Here is a 17,864-nt window from a genome sequence, read left to right as displayed (position 1 = left end):
TGAGTCTTTCAAGACTCATTATTTTGAGGGTTAAACGCCTTATTCAAGATCAGACGGGTTCATACCCGGATTCCTTTATCGCAGCTTTGATTTTCTCGACATCGGTCTTTCCTTCGTCGAACTCAACAACAGCCTGTTTGTTCTCAAGGCTCACATCTACTTTCTGTACGCCCTGTACACCTTCAATTGCCTTTTTAACTCTCATTACACAGTGCCCGCAGGACATGCCTTCGACTTTTATGGTTTCTTGAGTAATTGCTTAGACCTCCACTGATTTTATTGACTGATTTAACATAATAATTTTATGGACTACTGCATGATTGAACAGATATATGTCCGGTCTTCTGCATAATTCTTTGCGTCCCCAGGCCGGATAGGCAGGGAAAAGTGGCCCTCTCATTAAGCCTGAGAGAGTAAAAAAGTAGGAATTGAAAAAAGCAAAAGCCTGTTTTTAAAGGGGGTTCGTATCCGGTTTCCTTTACCGCAACTTTGACATTCTCGACGTTGGTCTTTCCTTCGTCGAACTCAACAACAGCCTGTTTGTTCTCAAGGCTCACATCTACTTTCTGTACGCCCTGCATACTTTCAATTGCCTTCTTGACTCTCATTACACAATGCCCGAGGGCATACCTTCGACTTTTATAGTTTACTGAGTAATTGTTTAAACCCCAATACTTATCCAGATTATTTTATCGAATAAATTTACTGAATGCTAGAATAATAATGTGCAGGGAATCCTGGCTTAACAGTGATGCTACATCGAGATTGTTCCAAAAACCTCAATTCTTGATCACGGAAGAATCCACAACTAAGTTTTTCTGTCTCATTTTGAGAATCCGAACTGAGACTTTACCCACCACCAGTTCGTATGGATATGCGCGAGTACGAGCACGGCCAGACTGAAACCCGTTACCAGGTGCAGGCTCATTAAGATCTGGGAATCCTCCCATCCCAACAAATCGACGAACCACAGCCTTATGCCCATTAACAGCTGCAACAGAAGCAGGATAAAAAGTGAAACATTAAGAATCTGGAGCTTGAGCTGTTTGGCCATCTGCAGACTCCTTAACCTTTTAACACCGAGGGATTCACCACATTCTGGGGCTTTCCCTTCGCAAACATCTCCACGTTCTCAATACTTATGTACGTGCACTCATCCAAAGATTCCTCAGATAGAAAGGCAATGTGTGGAGTCAGTACCACATTATGCATCTCCAACAGAGGGCTGTCCATGGATAGCGGCTCCCTCTCAAAGACATCCAGCCCTGCTCCGGCAATCTTTTTTTCCTTAAGAGCTTCCATAAGTGCAGCTTCCTCAACAACTTTCCCCCTGGCAGTGTTAATCAATATAGCAGTGGGCTTCATCTTTGCCAGCTCCCGGGCACCTATCATATGCTCTGTTTCGGGTGTAAGAGGCACATGCAATGTGACTATATCGCTCTCAGAGAGCAGAGTGTCCAGATCGACGAACTTTACCCCCAGAGCCTTTGCCCTCTCCGGACTGGGGTGAGCCGTTACAGAGAGCACATTCATATTGAATCCATGCGCGATCTGTATCACCCTCTTGCCTATTTCGCCCGTTCCCAGAACACCTATGGTCTTACTCATGAGCTGGTTGCCCACATAGTACTTCCAGTCGAACAACCCCTCTCGCAGGTTCATATCTGCCAGATGGACTCTTCTGAGCAAATTAAGGGTTAAAGCAAAGACAAACTCTGCCACCGACTCGAAGGCATAACTGGGGACGTTCGAAACAATCACTCCGTGATCAGTGGCCTCCTCCAGATCTACATTGTCAAAGCCTGTCTGCCACAGGGAGATCATCTTCAACCTGGGTGCAGAACGCAAAGCTTCGGCACTGACCCCGTACCTTCCCACCACTACAATATCTGCGTCCTTAATCCTATCAATGAACTCGTCAAGCGAGACAGGAACACTGTCATAAATTTCGAGTTCACCCAACGCTTCGAGCCTCTTTCTGTACTCATCCGTCAGAAATATAGAGTCTGCTACTACTATCTTCATACGCCACCCCGGGAATTAAAATACTGCACGGGATTCTCGTCAAACTTCCTGCAGGAAAAGTTGAAAAAACAGTACGTTTTGCCTTCGTGCTTTGACCTGAAGATAGCTAACTTGCTTTCACATCCCATCTTGCCCGGGTCCAGGTTCCTCATACCTGCCACCCTCAGGACTCGATATACTTCTCTGGATGTTCATCAAACTTCTTTTTATCCGAAAGGGCACAGAAGTAGTACGTTTTTCCATTGTACTCACTCTTGAACCTCGCCTCTTTCTCGTCCAGCTTCATCTTACAAACAGGATCAACTACCGTCATAATAACCCCCAATGATTAAAGATGCGTCAAGTTATTTTTATTTTATCACCCGATGCTTAACCATAAAGTCGGAATTCTCAAATCATCCAGAGCACGGGATAAATTCTGAAGTTCCTGCAGTGTAGCTGAGATATACTTCTCCAAACTCCGCCAGACCTTCTTTTTCCTCACTTTTTGCCAGAAAGACATAATTCCAGCCCAACATTGAAAACATCAGATATCACTCCATTAAAAAGCGAGCGATTATCTCTGCGAGGATTCCAATAATCAGGATCAAGGTCACGGCTGTCAGGGCATTCGGCCATAAACCTACGTCATAAGCCTTCAGGGACTTTCTCACACTCTTCGAGCCCAGCAGAAGCCCGGAAGAGAGCATGAATAATATTATCGTTATTATGCTCACGGATATCCAGTGATGACCCGTAAGTTCTGCCAGCGATTGTCTAAAACCGGCTGACAAATCATGGATGATGATGGTACAGCCGATTAAAAATACGGTAATTGAAGCTGATGTGATGAATGTTGCCGATTCCTTCATTTCAAACCCCCGTTCCCGTTTTTTCAGCATTTGATATAATCGCTCCCATCAGGAATATGAGTAATACCATAAAGAGTGACAGGGAGGCAACCATCGTCAGAGCGCGCCTAAATTTCACATCACCCAGGAAAGCATCTCTATCGAAGATGTGGAGGGTAATGGACAGAGCAAAAACGATTACTGGAAGGAAAACAAAGATGTGCTCTTTTGCCTCCATCACTATCTCATGCACCCAGGAGTTCGGCCCTGCAAGGATCACAGGTTTTACCTGAGAACCATAGGCCGTTAGATAGTTGTAGCCTCCGGCGATCCAGCACCCCGCGGTTACCAGAAGTGCCGCAAAATAGCTTGCTATCCTGGCTCTTGCAAGTGACTTATCTGTCGCATATAACATTTCCAGAAAGATCCTGACCAGAGCAAGGGCAGCCAGGCCACCTGATATCGAATGAAAGAGGACCAGACTACTTTTTGTCCCGGCGGCAACACCATTGTACAGGCCCCAGCTGGCATCAATGCCCAGGATTGGAGCCAGGGAGTATCCCATTATTTTGTGCAATCCTCTGTAGCTGGCTCGGTTCTTTAAAACCAGACTTGGAATTACCTGCGGAATTACAATAAGAACTATAATCAGACCCAGTTTTCCGTGAATGGATGCTAATATAGGCTCTCCGTGCTGCAATCTCATCAATAAACCATAGGTAAACGAGCCCAGGATAAAGGCTCCAAAGTAAATACCACTTCTTCCATGAAACCTGAAAATATTCCCCGGCTTTCTTTTTATTCTTCCTTTGAGCATAGCTCCGGTTGCAAGAGCGTAGATAATCAGTAAAAGGCTGATGAGAGCTATCAGAGCATGGCCTATCCAGCTTTCATACATCATAGCAATGCCGCTTATGACCAGAAGCAAAACCAGACCTATGTATATGTCCGAGGTCTTTTTATCCGATGCCTTTTGCCTTCGCTTTGATTCCTCAGGAATTTAGAACCCCCAGTACTGCCTGTTTTCAAAGCTTCTCAAATATTCCATATCCCGGCACCAAAAATGTCTTTTTCTACCTATGAATGTATGTTCAGAACCCTTTTTATCTGCAAAACTGTTCGACATACAAACTCCCATTCAATAGTGCCTTATAGCACGAGCTGCCCCAAAGAACACCTTCATGGACGTCCTTTTCTAACAAAAATATAGGCACGGCAAAATATGTTCACGTCAGTAAGATATCGCGATAATAATAAAATATGATAATAATAATTGTTATGATTGGTATAATACTTTATTATATCCTTTAAAAAGCCTAAACCCCAATGGGCACTTCTTTTAGATCTGGATCTGATCCCGAAAACATAATGCATTAACGCAGTCAATATAACAAAAGTATGCTTGCGTATGAGGAAACTATTTTCATAGCTCTGCTCACGCTGCTGGCAAGCGTGATCGGGACTCTGGCCGGATTCGGGATATCCACAATTATGGTGCCCATTCTTCTGATGGTATTTCCTCTGTCTCAGACCCTGCTTCTGGTGGGCATAATTCACTGGTTTAACGATATCTGGAAAATACTCTTATTCCGGAAAGGCATAAGATGGAAGCTTTTCCTCGCCTTCGGCCTTCCCGGTATCGTCACAAGCTTCATAGGATCATCTTTATCCTTGAGAATCTCCCAGGAGGTCCTTTCAAGAGCTTTAGGGTTGTTCCTCCTGGCTTATGTCCTTTTCATCACCTTCAACCAGACCTTCAAGCTTAGCCGGAGGTTGTCGGTAGCAATGTCCGGTGGAGCCATTACCGGATTTTTTGCAGGCATCTTCGGCATCGGAGGAGAGATAAATGCGGTAGCTTTGAACGCTTTCAACCTGGAGAAAGCCGTTTATATCGCAACCGCAGGTGCAATATCTTTTATGATCGACTCTACAAGGATAGCAACGTATATCAAAGGCGGTGCCTGGTTAGATCCTGTCATTTTATCGGGCTTTTTGATCTTCATACCAGCGTCTTTGATTGGGGCAATGATTGGGAAAAGATGGGTTGAAAAAATACCCCAGGGAAAATTCAGAAACTTTGTAGCAGTATTTATACTTTTATTGGGCCTGAAACTGGTGTTGTTTCCCTAGTCTGATGGTATCTTTTGCTCTATAGTTTCTGTGCATTTTTCGTGATGTTATGCTTCTGGTTGGACTTATAATAAACTGACAATATAAATTAGGCGATAAAAACACATGCCTGCAAGGAATCCCCTGTATATAGTCATCCTTTTCAAAGGCATTAGAGCATTTTTTTAATTCCTCTAATCAGATAATTGCCTTATTTTACATGTTATTAATATCGAGAATCTACAATACTTAGTCCGGTACATGGAGAAGAGAAACGATGGTAGATGCAGGTGGGCATTTCATTCTTCAGGCCCACTTCCATGGAGAAATAGGCGATTCTTGGGTTCTCCAGAAAGCTGCGTTTATGCTCCTCGTTGCAAAAATAATATGTGCCACCCCTGATTTCCGCCTTGAACTGAGCTTTTTCGGTGTCTACAGGCATTCCACAAATGGGGTCAATCTGGATCATATGTTGATTAATAATGAGCTCACCCATAATGAGTTCATCCCAGAACCCGTTTCATCGTTAGCAGTATAGTCTTCGGCTTATTAAAAACACTAACGTAAAAGCCCATTGAAAATACCTGACTCTGAGAAACTTTATGTTTCATTAATCCAGAGGACTATAATAGTTAAAAGTGGGGGGAAATAAATGGAACAACAATTAAAACCATTAGCACTTGGCTTGGCTGCAGCAATAGTCTCTGCAATTATCATGGGTCTGCTCGGGATACTTGGAAATTTAGGGATTTACACTGGTGCTGTTGAGATGATGAGACAATGGCATATGTTCTTCTCGTTAACTCTAACCGGTATAATTGCTGGAATGATCGAAGCTGCAATCATTTCTTTTATTTTCGCATACTTGTTCGGGATATTCTATAATAAATTTGTTTGACCCGGATGTGATTCCGCAAATGCATTCGGTTTCAAAGGATTCTCGCATCTTTTCAAACTCGAGAGGTTTAACCTTATCCTGCAATTATTCCAGTTACTGGATATAGGTAGAAGTAAGCAGATCGGAATGTTTGCATAACATCTGGCCAGATCTTATAAAAATTGGACCGGATTCCTCAAAAGCAAGCCGGGGCTCTATAGCATTACTACGGTTTATTAAATCAAAAGAACATGTACATTTTTGTTTGAGATGTAATCCCATCGAATATCTTTGTACAGGAATGGAAAAAAAACTATATTTTAAGAATACCCTTGCAATGGTAAGATATCTTTCTGCTTTTTAAAACATTAAAGTTAGGTTCGATATTAAATCTTGTTGTCATTCCTGATTCGGGTGTGAACGTAAAAACAGTTTTTCTCCAGCAAAAATAAGTAACATCATTATCAGGGATATGACTACCAATAAAGTATCGGTAGATGCTTTTGTCAACAGAAGAGCGCTGAGCACAGCAGCATCAAGAATGATTGCCGTAATGACTATATAAGATCTTATTTTAATTTTTTCACGCATATTACGTAAAAGCCCCCAGTGTATCATAATATCCATAACTAAATAAAAAATTGCTCCAAGAGAGGCAATCCTGCTCAGATCAAAAAAGATTGTTAACAATATAGCGACGACAATCGTGTAAACAAGGGTATGCTTCTGGATATCACCCGGCATGCCAAAATGCCTGTGGGGTATTAAATCCATGTCCGTTAACATGGCAAGCATGCGGGACACTGCAAAGACACTGGCAATTATACCGGAAATTGTTGCAATAATCGCTAATGCTACGGTAAACCACAAACCGTAATTCCCAAAAACCGGTCTTGCTGCCTCTGCCAGTGCGAAATTCTTTGCCTCAATGATTTCAGGTAGAGTAAGACTGCCTGCCACTGCCAGAGATACTAAAAAATAAATAATTGTACAGATTGCTATGGAAATAACTATTGCTTTACTCACATTTTGATGAGGATCAACAATCTCCGAGCCACTGTTAGTGATTGTTGTAAAACCCTTGTAAGCAAGTACGGCCAGTGCTACGGCTGCTAAATATTCTTCCGTTGTAGTTGCCATCGCATCCGTAGACGTGTAAGTAAAAGAAAAGTCTGCAAGCCATAAGCCAACAATTCCAAAGATAGCAATACCGGTTATTTTTATTAAAGCCATAAAGAAAGAAAATTTTTCAATCACACGGTTGCCAGAGATATTAACTGCAAAAGCAAAGACCAGTAACCCAACACCTAAAAGCGGTACAAGGAAACTGCCCTCATCCATATTAAAGAGTTGTATTGTATAAGTCCCAAAAGTACGCGCAACAAGACTTTCATTGATCACCATGGAAAAAGCCATCAGTAACGCACCAAAACCGGTCATTACCCCTTTTCCGTATGCTTTTTCCAGGTACATGGCAATTCCTCCGGCTGAAGGATAAGTGTTGGAAAATTTAACATAAGAATATGCGCTAAAAGCGGTTACAACCGCACCTATAAGAAATATTATTGGAAATAACATTCCAGCCAGTTCGGCGATCTGTCCCAGTAGTGCAAAAATACCTGCACCAATCATAACACCGGTGCCCAAAGATACGGCACCAGTAAGTGTTAGACTATTTGATTCATATCTATTCATTTCTGGCTCCGTCCAAATTCTCATGTATTTTTGTAAATATTCAAATGGGATGCATGAACAGAAAATCTACCGGTTCCTATAGAAGATTTTACCGAACTAACTTTTTCTCTTTCAGCACGTAACAATTCATACCTGAAATTTTTTAATCCATCTTCAAAGCCGAATCTGTTTAACCCCGAATACTACTCTTTTCGCAAACTTTTGAGAATCGGAACCGAACTTCGTCCACCATGAATTCATAGAAATATGCGCAAGCAAGAGCACAATTAGACTGAAGCCCGTTACCAGGTGCAGGTCCATTAAGGTCCGGCAATATCCTCCATCCTGACACATAGACGGATCACATTCTTATGCCTGCTAACAGTTGCACCGGGAATTTGAAAAGTGCAACTTCCGGAGGGTCCAAAGTTTCAATCGTTTAACCATCTGCCGATCTCCTCAACCCTTTAACGTCAAGGGATCAGGCATATTTTATGTTTTCCCCTGGCAAATATCTCCGATATCCCCACATATTTTTGGTTAAACAGGTTTCAACGCTGCTTGTGAAATTGGGGAATCGATTCGATACCCACGTTTCCGTCTCATACCAGGCGCTTTTTCATTTCTTCAAATTCTTCTTCGGTAATTTCGCCTTTAGCATACCTTTCCTTCGCAATATCCAGCGCAGACTTCTCTTCACCACCACGGGTTTTGTTCTGCTCGACAAGCCATTTGATTAGCAAATAAGCTACCACAATTAAAAGAATCCAGAAAAGGAGCCCGAAAAACATACCTCCGTATCCCATCATACCGTAACCGTAATTGTCCATAAATCCGTCTATTTTAACCACTCCCCGAATAGTCCTTGGGAATAATATTCACGTATTTTTATATATAATTCCAGGTGCAAAGACTTACCGCTTAATTCTCAATACGACAGAGGATCCCATTCCTTAAATTAATCCAGATATGAGAACAGATCTTCTCTTTAACCTGATTTTCAGTAACCGACCTCAGGACTTAAGTTTGCCGGAAGTTTTTTACTACTACCAAGCCAAACAGAAAAATATAGATCAACATAAAAACCGGATTATAAGGGCTCGTACCCGGCTTCCCGGATTGCATCCCTTATTTTTCCGGAGTCTGTCCTGTTGTCCTCAAAGTCCACAACTGCTTCCTTTTTTTCCAGACTCACATCAACTTCCACTACCCCTTCCACGGAAGCAATAGCTCTCCCCACTCTCATTACACAATGATCGCATTCCATACCTTCAATTTTTATGGTTTCCTGTACCAGAGAAAACACCCCCTTCCCTGTTATAGATCCCAATTTTGACTCACCCGGTTTTGTCGATACTTATAAAGCAGAACCGATATGGCAACTATTATTCTGTACAGTATTATTTTAATTCCAGTTTATTAGAACTTTTGTATTGAAGAGTTAACTTTCTTTCATTCCCTGTGCAATGAAGTAATGAGGGCTATCAGAACCGTTACCCCAAACCCGAGAAGCCCGATCCAGGAAAAGGTGTCTCCGTATAACAGGATATAAGCCGAGACAACGAGAAGGACAGAAAGGAAAAACTCTCTTGAGAAAACACTGCGCTTGCTTTCTTTTTGCTTTCCTTCGAGGAACCTGTCCCCCATGTCTTCCATTTTATCGGCAAGCTCCCTGATTGTAGCTCTTAGTTCGGCTTTCTCGTCCACGGGCTCGGTGGAAAATTCGATATGAAGGGCAGTTCCCCTGGAGGAATCGAGTTTCTTGTAGGCATCCATAAGGACAGGGATTGCAATGGTCTTAATGTTGTACCGGGGGTCAAGTTCAAGACAGACCCCTTCGATAAGCAGGATTGCCCTCTGAAGGGTTGAAAATTCTCCGGGAAGCCGGATATCATATTTAAGGCCGAGTTTAGCGTAGTTGTCACTCTGCCTACCTTCAAGCCCGTAGTTCTGGTTTGCAATAAGGTCGTCCATATCTTTCCTGAGTCTGCAGACATCCACATCTCTGGGATCTGCGCCCCCTATCCTGAGGAAGCCCTGAGTTGCGCCTTCCACGTCCCTGTTATTGATAGCATAGTAGAATTCAAGCATGTTCTTTTTGAGCTCGTCATCGATACTGTCGACAGCCCCGAAATCGATGAAGGCAATGGTGTCATCCTCCTCGACCAGCATATTGCCACCGTGAGGGTCTGCATGATAAAAACCGTCGATGTAGACCTGTTTCAGGTAACTTTTGGTAATCGTACGCGTATATTCCGATTTTTTGCTCTGGGGTACAGGCATGTCGATAATGTCCTTGATCTGGGTCCCCTGAATGAATTCCATTGTAAGGACATTGACTGAACAGTATTCGGGACAGATTTTCGGCACGGCGACATTTTTCACATTCTTAAAATTGTCCTCAAAACGCCTCATACTGACTGCTTCGATTCGAAGATCAACTTCCCGGGTAAGCATCTCCCGGATTTCTCGTAAAAAAGCATCGAAATCGAATTTCTTTCCTACCCCGAGTACTTTTTTTATCACAGGCTTAAAATCGTCCAGGATAGAAAGGTCGATATTTATAGTATCAATGAGGTTCGGGCGAAGAATCTTGACAGCCACCGGCTTGCCTTCGATGACGCCCCTGTAAACCTGTGCAATCGAACCGGAGGCTATAGGATTTGTATCAAAACTATCGAAAATTTCAATGAAAGCTTTAGCTCTTCTCTCCTTTGAAGCCTTCAGTTCCTCTTCAGTTTTTTTCCTGTTCCTGTCCTCGGGAGAGATATACTCGCAGATGCAGGCAAGGTCAAGAGATTCAGCCATTTCCTCAAAAAGCAGGGGTTTAACCCTGTCCTGAAGGTTTGCCATCTCTATAACATAAGGCTGGGGCACGAGGTCAGGCCGCTTGCTCATGGTCTGCCCCATCTTAATAAAAGTTGGTCCGAGTTCTTCGAAAGCCTGCCTGAGTTTTACCGCCGTCTTCCGGTTCTCAACATCAAAAGCACAGGTACAATCCGTATTTGAAATATAATCTGTACGCAGTTCCCGGTAGAGTTCCGGGATAAGGTTGTACTTCAAAAGAACCTTTATGACCTCGAGATAGCGCTTTGTTTTCCCCAGCATTCATCAGGAATTAGCTACTATTGTTTAATATAGTTTCTTGGAATATACTCTGGGACATATTTAAGAACATAGTTGAGCAGATTTAAGAACATACCATTCCCTGCTTTTGAAAAGCTGGATAAATTAACTATCCTGTTTTGTCATTGAAAAAATTGTTATGAGTTATTAGATAAATTGATAAACTCTGATACTTCAATACCATTGAATGTTACCTGCCTCCCTCATACACTCAGCTGAGTACCTTTTAAAAACAGGTCCCTCAATAATCCTTGGAGTTGTCCTTGCCGAACTTCTGGTAAGCCTCGGCTGGTTCTATAAATTTGATTTCCTGGTAAAGCCGATTACAAACTACGCCCACCTCAAAAAAGAATGCGGGGTAAGTTTCCTTACGGCTTTTGCATCCACATCCTCAGCCAATGCTTCACTTAAAAGCATGTACGATGGAGGAATCATAAAAGAAGATGAACTGATCATAGCTTCGGTTTTGAACTCTTTTCCTGCAATTGTCATGCACTGGAGGACCCTGCTCCCGATACTTGTCCCCCTGCTCGGGACGACAGGGATCATTTATGTGGGCCTGATAACCTTTGTGGGGTTTGTAAAAACCCTGATAGTCCTTATTGTTGGGCATTTCCTGCTTGAAGAAAAAGAAGTGCGTTTTGAAGACTTTGAAAAAAAAGAACCTCCGGCATTAAAGACGGCTTTTAAAGAAAGCCTCGGGACTTCGAAGAAAACCATAATCAGGATTTTCAAGGTAATGATCCCGGTAACCATTCTGGTTTTTGTTCTGACAGACCTGGGAGTCTTTGACACCCTTGGCTCATATCTGGAACCTGTCTCGGCTTATCTGCCTGTACCTGTCGAAGGACTCCCGGTAATTGCTGCCCTTTTTGCAAGCCACCTTGCAGCCTACACGCTTGCATCAAACCTCATGGAGCAGGGAATCTTAAGCGGAATCGAAGTCATAATCGTCCTCCTGGTAGGCAATATCGTTACAAGCCTCGGGACACTGAGAATTTACATCCCGCATTACGTTGGGATCTTCGGTCCCAAAATAGGAATGAAAACTATTCTGATTTCTCAGACTCTCAGAATCTTTGTTATGCTGGGGATTACGGGAGTAATTTTGATAGTGTTTTAAAATGAGAATAAGTTGACGAAGGAGATAACTGCAAGTGTAATCGCTCCTTTCCATTTCATATCAAAAAATTCCTTCGTTTGTGTTTGCCAAGTCCGATGTTATATCTCTCCGGGCTAGAGGATTTAAAGAAGAAGATATAGCAGTAGGCTCATTGAAAATATCGCCAGAAAGGTTGCGGTTATGGTCCGCCAGATAGGATTAAAACAAAACGTTGTTTTCGTGGGTGGTGTCGCAAAAAACGCGGGATCAAGGTATTTCTGGAAAAAGAACTTGGTATTTCGCTCTACGTACCTCCTGAGCCGCAGATCACGGAAGCAATTGGGGCTGCACTGTATGGAATCAGTAAAAGTTGAGTAAATCCTCCTTTATTCATTTTAAAAAAGAGAAATTGGAGTCAAGGCCAGGATAGCTGAGCAGATATAGCCTGAAATTTTTCAAGTTCATTTGCCAAGCTACTTGGAAGCTCACCCTTTTCATACTTATTACCATTAATTTTGTTGTTCAATGCTTCAAGGAAAAGATCAAAGTACTTTTCTTCATTTTGTCCTTTCGACAATGGTATGAGCTTCATTAATTCTTTTTGATCCATTTTCTGCATGCGGAGTATCAAATGGTAACAATTTCGGACGTAAATTTTAGGATTAAACTCTGCAGTTTCCAGAGACTTGAGGTAGTATTCGTATTTATCATCCTTTGGTCGTAGGGGTGAGTTACTGAAAACCAGAAGCCTCCAAATATCTCCATATTTATTTCAAACATGGGATATGTGCTCGTTTTTTCAGATTTGATCAATGACTCGCCCCCACTACCCATCCTTTTTCACTTCAATATTTCCAAGTAACAGATACACTTTTCGGAGTAATTCGCACCTGCCAAGAGCAAGTTTCAACAGTATATATACAGTTTTTATGAGTCAGGAAAGATAATTCAACCGTTCCTTCAGTCACTGATTCATTCCTTCCATCACTGATTCTTTTGGTGGAAGTTCTGATATGCGAGAAACATAGTTTAATATTTTTAATAATTATAATTATATATAATACTTATATAATAAGTAGTTGCAAATACTTTGGTAATATAATCCGATACTTAGAGAGACGATCCCAAAACTCAAAGTCTGGTGGAAAAGAGATTATAGAATTTACTTTCTTTAAGGCGATTGAATATTGCTGTAAAAGTCTTCTGGTAACCTGTAAAGAGTGGGATCCTGCCAATATAAATTAGGAAGTGTGGAAAAGATAGAACCGAACATCCTGGAAGCAATGAGTTTTGCCATCTTTTGCCATTATATCCTCAAACCTGGAGAAAATATGGAATGAGAAAAAAACTGAGAAATTCCGGTATTGATATTGTTGGAGATGTGCCGTGGGGAACACATTTCTGTCAGTTTTACCACACAGAAGAAGACCTGATAGACATACTGGTTCCTTATTTCAAAGCAGGGCTGGAAAATAACGAGCTTTGCGTGTGGATTATTTCACAACCTCTGGAAGTAGAAGAGGCAAAAGCAGCAATGAAAAGAGCTATTCCTGATATCGATGTTTATCTGGAGAAAGGGCAAATCGAAATCGTCCCTTACACTCATGGATATCTGAAGGGTGGTATTTTCGACCCGGATGGAGTCGTAAATAGTTGGGTTGAAAAAATCGATAAGGCTCTGGCAAGAGGCTATGACGGGCTCAGAGCTGCAGGAGACAATCGCTGGCTGGAAAAAGAAGGCTGGAGTGGCTTTATTGATTATGAAAATAAAGTGGATGCTATTATCGGCAAAAGCCACGTGATAGCTCTGTGCCCATATTATCTCGATATGTGCAGCACAACTGAGGTTATTGATGTGGTCTCAAACCATCAATTTGCTTTGATCAAAAGGGAAGAAAAATGGGAGAGGATAGAAAATTCCGGAAGGAAAAGGGCGGAAAAAGAAGCTATTCAGGCTGCAAAAAATTGGGAATATACCTTTGATGCTGTGCCGGACCTGATAGCCATAGTCGACGATAAGTATAGAGTTATTCGTGCAAACAGAGCCATGAAGGCAAAATTGGGGGTGACACCGGAAGAATGCACAGAGTTAACCTGCTATCACGTTATCCACGGGACAGATAGTCCTCCCTCTTTTTGCCCGCACCGGCAGTTTCTTAATGACGGAGTTGAGCATACCGCAGAGGTTTGCGAGAACCGTCTTGGGGGTTATTTCGTGGTAAGCGCCTCGCCACTACATGATTCTGAAGGAAAACTCATTGGGAGTATTTATGTTGCCCGTGATATCAATGAACGCAAAAAAGTTGAAGAGAGGCTTAAAGAAAGCGAAGAAAAATACCGCAATATCGTGGAAACCGCCAATGAAGGTATATTTATAATTAACTCTGGGATCAGGATTACCTATTCAAATAAGAAAATGTCGGAGATTTTAGGATACAGTCTGGAAGAAATGATTGGCAGATCTTTATGGGACTTTGTCGATGAAGAAAGTAGGGATATCCTCAACCGGAATATGGACAATAGACGGCAGGGTATCAATGAGATCTACGAACTTAAATTAATATGTAAGGATAGCTCTCCCGTATGGACGCTTATAAGTGCTAAAGCCCTTTTTAATAAGGGAGGCGAGTTTACAGGTTCCCTGGGTATGCTCACTGACATTACCGATCGCAAGCGGGCAGAGGAGGCTCTGCGCCAGAGTGAACAGCGCGTCAGGCTGAAGTTGGAGAGCATTCTCTCCCCCTCTCGGGAAATTGGGAACCTGGAGCTGGCAGATATCATTGATTCCCAGGCGATCCAATCCCTTATGGATGATTTCTATACGCTTGCTCACATTCCCATGAGCCTGATCGATCTCAAAGGCAATGTTCTGGCGGGTGTAGGATGGCAGGATATCTGCACCGAATTCCACAGGGTTAACCTCGAAACCTGCAAGCACTGTGTAGAAAGCGACACGAAGCTATCCGGGGGTGTTTCCCCGGGAGAGTTTAAGCTGTACAGATGCAAGAACAACATGTGGGACATTGCAACTCCCATCATGGTGGGCGGCCAGCACGTCGGCAATATCTTCTCAGGGCAGTTCTTTTTTGAAGACGAAACTCCAGACTACGAACTCTTTCGATCCCAGGCCAGAAAATACGGTTTCAATGAAGAGGAATATATAGCAGCGCTTGAAAAAGTTCCCCGGCTGAGCAGGGAAGCTTTGGACACAGGTATGGCTTTTTTCATGAAGCTTGCTAGCATGTTCTCAAAGCTAAGCTACAGCAATGTCAAGCTGGCCCGGTCGCTTGCGGAACGTGATGCACTGGTGGACGCGCTGCGGGAAAGCGAAAAACGTGAGCAAGCTCACTCTGATGAACTGGAAGCAGTATTAGATGCCGTGCCTGTTGCTGTGTTTATAACACACGACCCCCAGGCGGGTCAGCTAACCGGTAACCGCCTCTCCTATGAATGGCTGCGGGTTCCCGTGGGTACAAACTTTTCCAAATCCGCTCCTGAAGGAGAGAGGCCCGAAATGTTTGAGCTATTCAAGGACGGGAGAGAGATCCCGCCTGAAAATATGCCGTCGCAGATGGCCGCTGCAGGTAGAGAGGTAAACAACTGCGAGCTGGATATTGTATCTGCTGACGGTGAGATAAGACATGTACTGGGCAACGCCAGATCCCTGCTTGACGAGCAGGGCAACCCACGAGGATCTGTTTCTGCATTCGTAGACATTACAGAGCGCAAAAAGGCGGAGGAAGCTCTAAAAAAAGCACATGAAAATCTGGAGGAAAAAGTTAAGGAACGTACAGCTGAACTTGAAGAAGCTTATAAATCATTAATGGAAGAAGAGAGAAGGCTCTCCGAAGCTCAAAAAATAGCTCACATTGGAAATTGGGAGTGGGACATTGAGACCGATAAAGCATACTGGTCTGAGGAAATGTATCGTATTTTCGGACTCAATCCTCAAGAATCAGCCCCACCTTACAATGAATTCTTAAGTTATGTCCACCCCACCGATAGAGAAGATATGGACAATGCCTATAAGAATATTCTGAATGGTAAATCTTTCAACATTGAATTCAGGATTGTCCTGGCTAACGAGGAAGAACGCACAGTCAATATGCAGTCCAGAGTTATCTTCAATGAGAAAAATATACCTGGTAGACTGAAGGGAATAGTTCAGGATATTACTGAACGTAAAGAAGCTGAAGAGAAAATTCGGATACTGGCGGATGTTGTAGAATCATCGAACGATGCTATTATAACTGAATCTCTTAAAGGTATTATTACCAGTTGGAATAAGGGTGCAGAGCAGATTTATGGCTATTCAGCTGAAGAAATACTGGGAAAAAATGTATCAATACTCGAACCGGATAATCTTAAAGGAGAAATAAGCCAATTTATTGGAGAGATCAAACAGGGAGAAAAGATCAAGAACTACGAAACGTTACGGTTAAAAAAAGATGGTGCAACAATAAATGTTTCATTGACTATTTCTCCGGTTTTTGATTCTTATGGAAAGCTTGTGGCTATCTCAGCTATTACCAGAGACACTACAGAGAGGAAACATGCAGAGGAGGCGCTGAGGGAGAGCGAAGCGCGCCTGCGCCGGTTTTACGAATCGAATCTACTCGGTGTGTTTTACTATAATCTGGACGGTTCGATAATCGACGCCAACGATAAGTTACTGGAGATAGTCGGTTACACGCGCGAGGACCTGCAGGCTGGAAGGGTTAAATGGGACAAGATAACTCCACCGGAGTACCGTCACCTGGATGAGCACGCCACCGCGGAACTGAAAGCCTCAGACATGAATACGCCCTACGAGAAGGAGTACACACGCAAAGATGGCTCGCGTGTACCTGTCATCGTCGGGATAGCTACCTTCGATAAGGAGAGCAATGAAGGCATAGCCTTTGTTCTCGACATTACCGAGAGGAAAGAGGCAGAAAAATCTCTGGCAACTATCGAGATTGCCCGTAAAAAGGAAATCCACCATCGGATCAAAAATAACCTGCAGGTTATTTCCTCCCTTCTTGACCTTCAGGCGGAAAAGTTCGGTAACAAAAAATATATAATGAATTCAGAAGTTATGGACGCTTTCAGGGAAAGTCAGGACAGAGTAATATCCATGGCTCTTATCCATGAGGAACTGCACAAAAGTGAAGGGCTCGACACACTTAACTTTTCGCCGTACATTGAGGAACTCGCTGAAAATCTTTTCCAGACATACAGGCTTGGAAATTCAAATATCTGCTTAAATATGGATCTGGAAGAAAACATTTTCCTTAATATGGATACTGCAGTCCCTTTGGGGATAATCATCAACGAACTCGTTTCCAATTCTTTCAAACATGCATTTACTGAAGACGAAGAAGGGGAAATTCGAATAAAACTCCATAGAGAAGAAAATGGAGAACACAAAAAGGAGAGAAATAAGAGTACCGATTTTGTTCTGACCGTTTCAGACAATGGTGCAGGCATTCCTGAAAACCTTGATATTGAAGATCTTGGCAGCCTTGGGCTTCAGCTGGTAACTTCCCTCGTAGACCAGTTAGACGGGGAACTTGAACTGAAGAGAGAAAATGGGATCGAATTCACTATAAGATTCACTGTAACAGAATATAATCAAGTGTAAGCGTCATCTCTACAACAATTAATTTTGATAATGCTTAGAACTTGATTAAGCGTCAGCCCTAAACAATTAATTTGATAATGCTTGGAACTTGATCAACCAGTTTAGTATGATGCAGAAGCCACTTATTGTTGAAGCTGGCTCAAATACGAGGCCAGGGTAAAACCAAGAATAGATATTTTTGCCACAACCCAAGTGAAAATGCTGTGTCAGTGTCTAATGAAATAAGTTATACAACTAGATAGCAAATAAGATAATAACAAAAATCTTACGGTTTTGCCCGAAGCTTCCTGTAATATCGTTAAAAAGAAGTTTTTAGCTTGTAACAGTAAGCTTGTAACAGTAAAGATGATTTTTTTTAAATACTCTTTATTGTTTCATATCGCGCTATCTTTTGTCAAAAGATATATCGAATGGTTATTATAATTTAGATTTATAATTTACATTAATACTACAGGTTAGTCTAACAACTAAATGTGAGGTCAAAATTTTCACAGTTGG

At 42.4% G+C, this 17,864-nt stretch carries 19 protein-coding genes; 4 read left to right on the top strand and 15 right to left on the bottom strand.

Features of this window, described 5'->3' with window-relative positions; translation table 11 throughout:
* Positions 1-49: 49 nt before the first annotated feature.
* From MA_RS25190 to MA_RS24415, 9 genes are all read right to left on the bottom strand, one after another.
* A complete protein-coding gene (locus MA_RS25190) occupies positions 50-241 on the bottom strand; it encodes a heavy-metal-associated domain-containing protein (protein WP_226990847.1) in 192 nt (63 codons plus the stop codon).
* 61 nt (positions 242-302) lie between these two features.
* Entirely contained in the window at positions 303-608 is a 306-nt protein-coding gene (locus tag MA_RS25185) for a heavy-metal-associated domain-containing protein (protein WP_226990785.1), read from the bottom strand.
* A 215-nt stretch (positions 609-823) separates the two neighbouring features.
* Positions 824-1,054, bottom strand: coding sequence for a hypothetical protein (locus tag MA_RS06925; protein ID WP_011021353.1), 231 nt, complete (start codon positions 1,052-1,054; stop codon positions 824-826).
* A gap of 11 nt (positions 1,055-1,065) precedes the next feature.
* On the bottom strand, positions 1,066-2,025 hold the full coding sequence (locus MA_RS06920; protein ID WP_011021352.1) for a 2-hydroxyacid dehydrogenase: 960 nt from the start codon (positions 2,023-2,025) through the stop codon (positions 1,066-1,068).
* Positions 2,022-2,177: a hypothetical protein gene (locus tag MA_RS26655; RefSeq protein WP_157860120.1), complete on the bottom strand. Its 156-nt coding sequence runs from the start codon at positions 2,175-2,177 to the stop codon at positions 2,022-2,024. The genes MA_RS06920 and MA_RS26655 overlap by 4 nt, the downstream gene beginning before the upstream one ends.
* An 11-nt stretch (positions 2,178-2,188) precedes the next feature.
* Positions 2,189-2,338, bottom strand: coding sequence for a YHS domain-containing protein (locus MA_RS25180; protein ID WP_083755885.1), 150 nt, complete (start codon positions 2,336-2,338; stop codon positions 2,189-2,191).
* 82 nt (positions 2,339-2,420) lie between these two features.
* Complete coding sequence (locus tag MA_RS29320) at positions 2,421-2,552, bottom strand: hypothetical protein (protein WP_281085356.1); 132 nt, start codon at positions 2,550-2,552, stop codon at positions 2,421-2,423.
* A gap of 6 nt (positions 2,553-2,558) precedes the next feature.
* Positions 2,559-2,876 (bottom strand): hypothetical protein, encoded by a 318-nt coding sequence (locus MA_RS06915; protein ID WP_048065086.1) that lies wholly within the window; start codon positions 2,874-2,876, stop codon positions 2,559-2,561.
* A gap of 1 nt (position 2,877) precedes the next feature.
* Entirely contained in the window at positions 2,878-3,783 is a 906-nt protein-coding gene (locus tag MA_RS24415; RefSeq protein WP_011021350.1) for a hypothetical protein, read from the bottom strand.
* A 470-nt stretch (positions 3,784-4,253) separates the two neighbouring features.
* On the opposite strand from MA_RS24415, the gene MA_RS06905 reads away from it, so the two are divergent.
* On the top strand, positions 4,254-4,985 hold the full coding sequence (locus MA_RS06905; protein ID WP_011021349.1) for a sulfite exporter TauE/SafE family protein: 732 nt from the start codon (positions 4,254-4,256) through the stop codon (positions 4,983-4,985).
* 205 nt (positions 4,986-5,190) lie between these two features.
* Here MA_RS06905 and MA_RS25175 read toward each other — a convergent pair whose 3' ends face one another.
* Positions 5,191-5,460 (bottom strand): YHS domain-containing protein, encoded by a 270-nt coding sequence (locus MA_RS25175; RefSeq protein WP_011021348.1) that lies wholly within the window; start codon positions 5,458-5,460, stop codon positions 5,191-5,193.
* 156 nt (positions 5,461-5,616) lie between these two features.
* Between MA_RS25175 and MA_RS06895 the strand changes: the two genes are divergently transcribed.
* Positions 5,617-5,862 (top strand): hypothetical protein, encoded by a 246-nt coding sequence (locus MA_RS06895; protein WP_011021347.1) that lies wholly within the window; start codon positions 5,617-5,619, stop codon positions 5,860-5,862.
* 378 nt (positions 5,863-6,240) lie between these two features.
* On the opposite strand, the gene MA_RS06890 is transcribed toward MA_RS06895, so the two are convergent.
* The 4 genes from MA_RS06890 to MA_RS06875 form a co-directional block, all read right to left on the bottom strand.
* The gene (locus MA_RS06890; protein ID WP_048065084.1) at positions 6,241-7,536 is read right to left on the bottom strand and encodes an APC family permease; all 1,296 of its coding nucleotides are present in this window, start codon (positions 7,534-7,536) and stop codon (positions 6,241-6,243) included.
* A gap of 581 nt (positions 7,537-8,117) precedes the next feature.
* Positions 8,118-8,366, bottom strand: coding sequence for an SHOCT domain-containing protein (locus MA_RS06885; protein WP_011021345.1), 249 nt, complete (start codon positions 8,364-8,366; stop codon positions 8,118-8,120).
* 239 nt (positions 8,367-8,605) lie between these two features.
* Positions 8,606-8,845: a heavy-metal-associated domain-containing protein gene (locus MA_RS06880; RefSeq protein WP_011021344.1), complete on the bottom strand. Its 240-nt coding sequence runs from the start codon at positions 8,843-8,845 to the stop codon at positions 8,606-8,608.
* Positions 8,846-8,967: 122 nt separating this feature from the next.
* Positions 8,968-10,623 carry an ABC1 kinase family protein gene (locus MA_RS06875; protein WP_011021343.1) on the bottom strand — a complete coding sequence of 552 codons (1,656 nt, stop codon included), beginning with the start codon at positions 10,621-10,623 and terminating at the stop codon, positions 8,968-8,970.
* Positions 10,624-10,828: 205 nt separating this feature from the next.
* On the opposite strand from MA_RS06875, the gene MA_RS06870 reads away from it, so the two are divergent.
* Complete coding sequence (locus tag MA_RS06870; RefSeq protein WP_011021342.1) at positions 10,829-11,764, top strand: nucleoside recognition domain-containing protein; 936 nt, start codon at positions 10,829-10,831, stop codon at positions 11,762-11,764.
* Positions 11,765-12,158: 394 nt separating this feature from the next.
* On the opposite strand, the gene MA_RS06865 is transcribed toward MA_RS06870, so the two are convergent.
* Entirely contained in the window at positions 12,159-12,353 is a 195-nt protein-coding gene (locus MA_RS06865) for a hypothetical protein (protein WP_157860119.1), read from the bottom strand.
* Positions 12,354-13,079: 726 nt separating this feature from the next.
* Between MA_RS06865 and MA_RS06850 the strand changes: the two genes are divergently transcribed.
* On the top strand, positions 13,080-17,366 hold the full coding sequence (locus MA_RS06850) for a PAS domain S-box protein (protein WP_011021340.1): 4,287 nt from the start codon (positions 13,080-13,082) through the stop codon (positions 17,364-17,366).
* The last annotated feature ends 498 nt before the right edge of the window (positions 17,367-17,864 follow it).

The sequence above is a fragment of the Methanosarcina acetivorans C2A genome (genome assembly GCF_000007345.1).
GTDB lineage: Archaea > Halobacteriota > Methanosarcinia > Methanosarcinales > Methanosarcinaceae > Methanosarcina > Methanosarcina acetivorans.
Note: the sequence above shows the minus strand (reverse complement) of the source record. Positions and strands in the feature narration are given on the sequence as shown.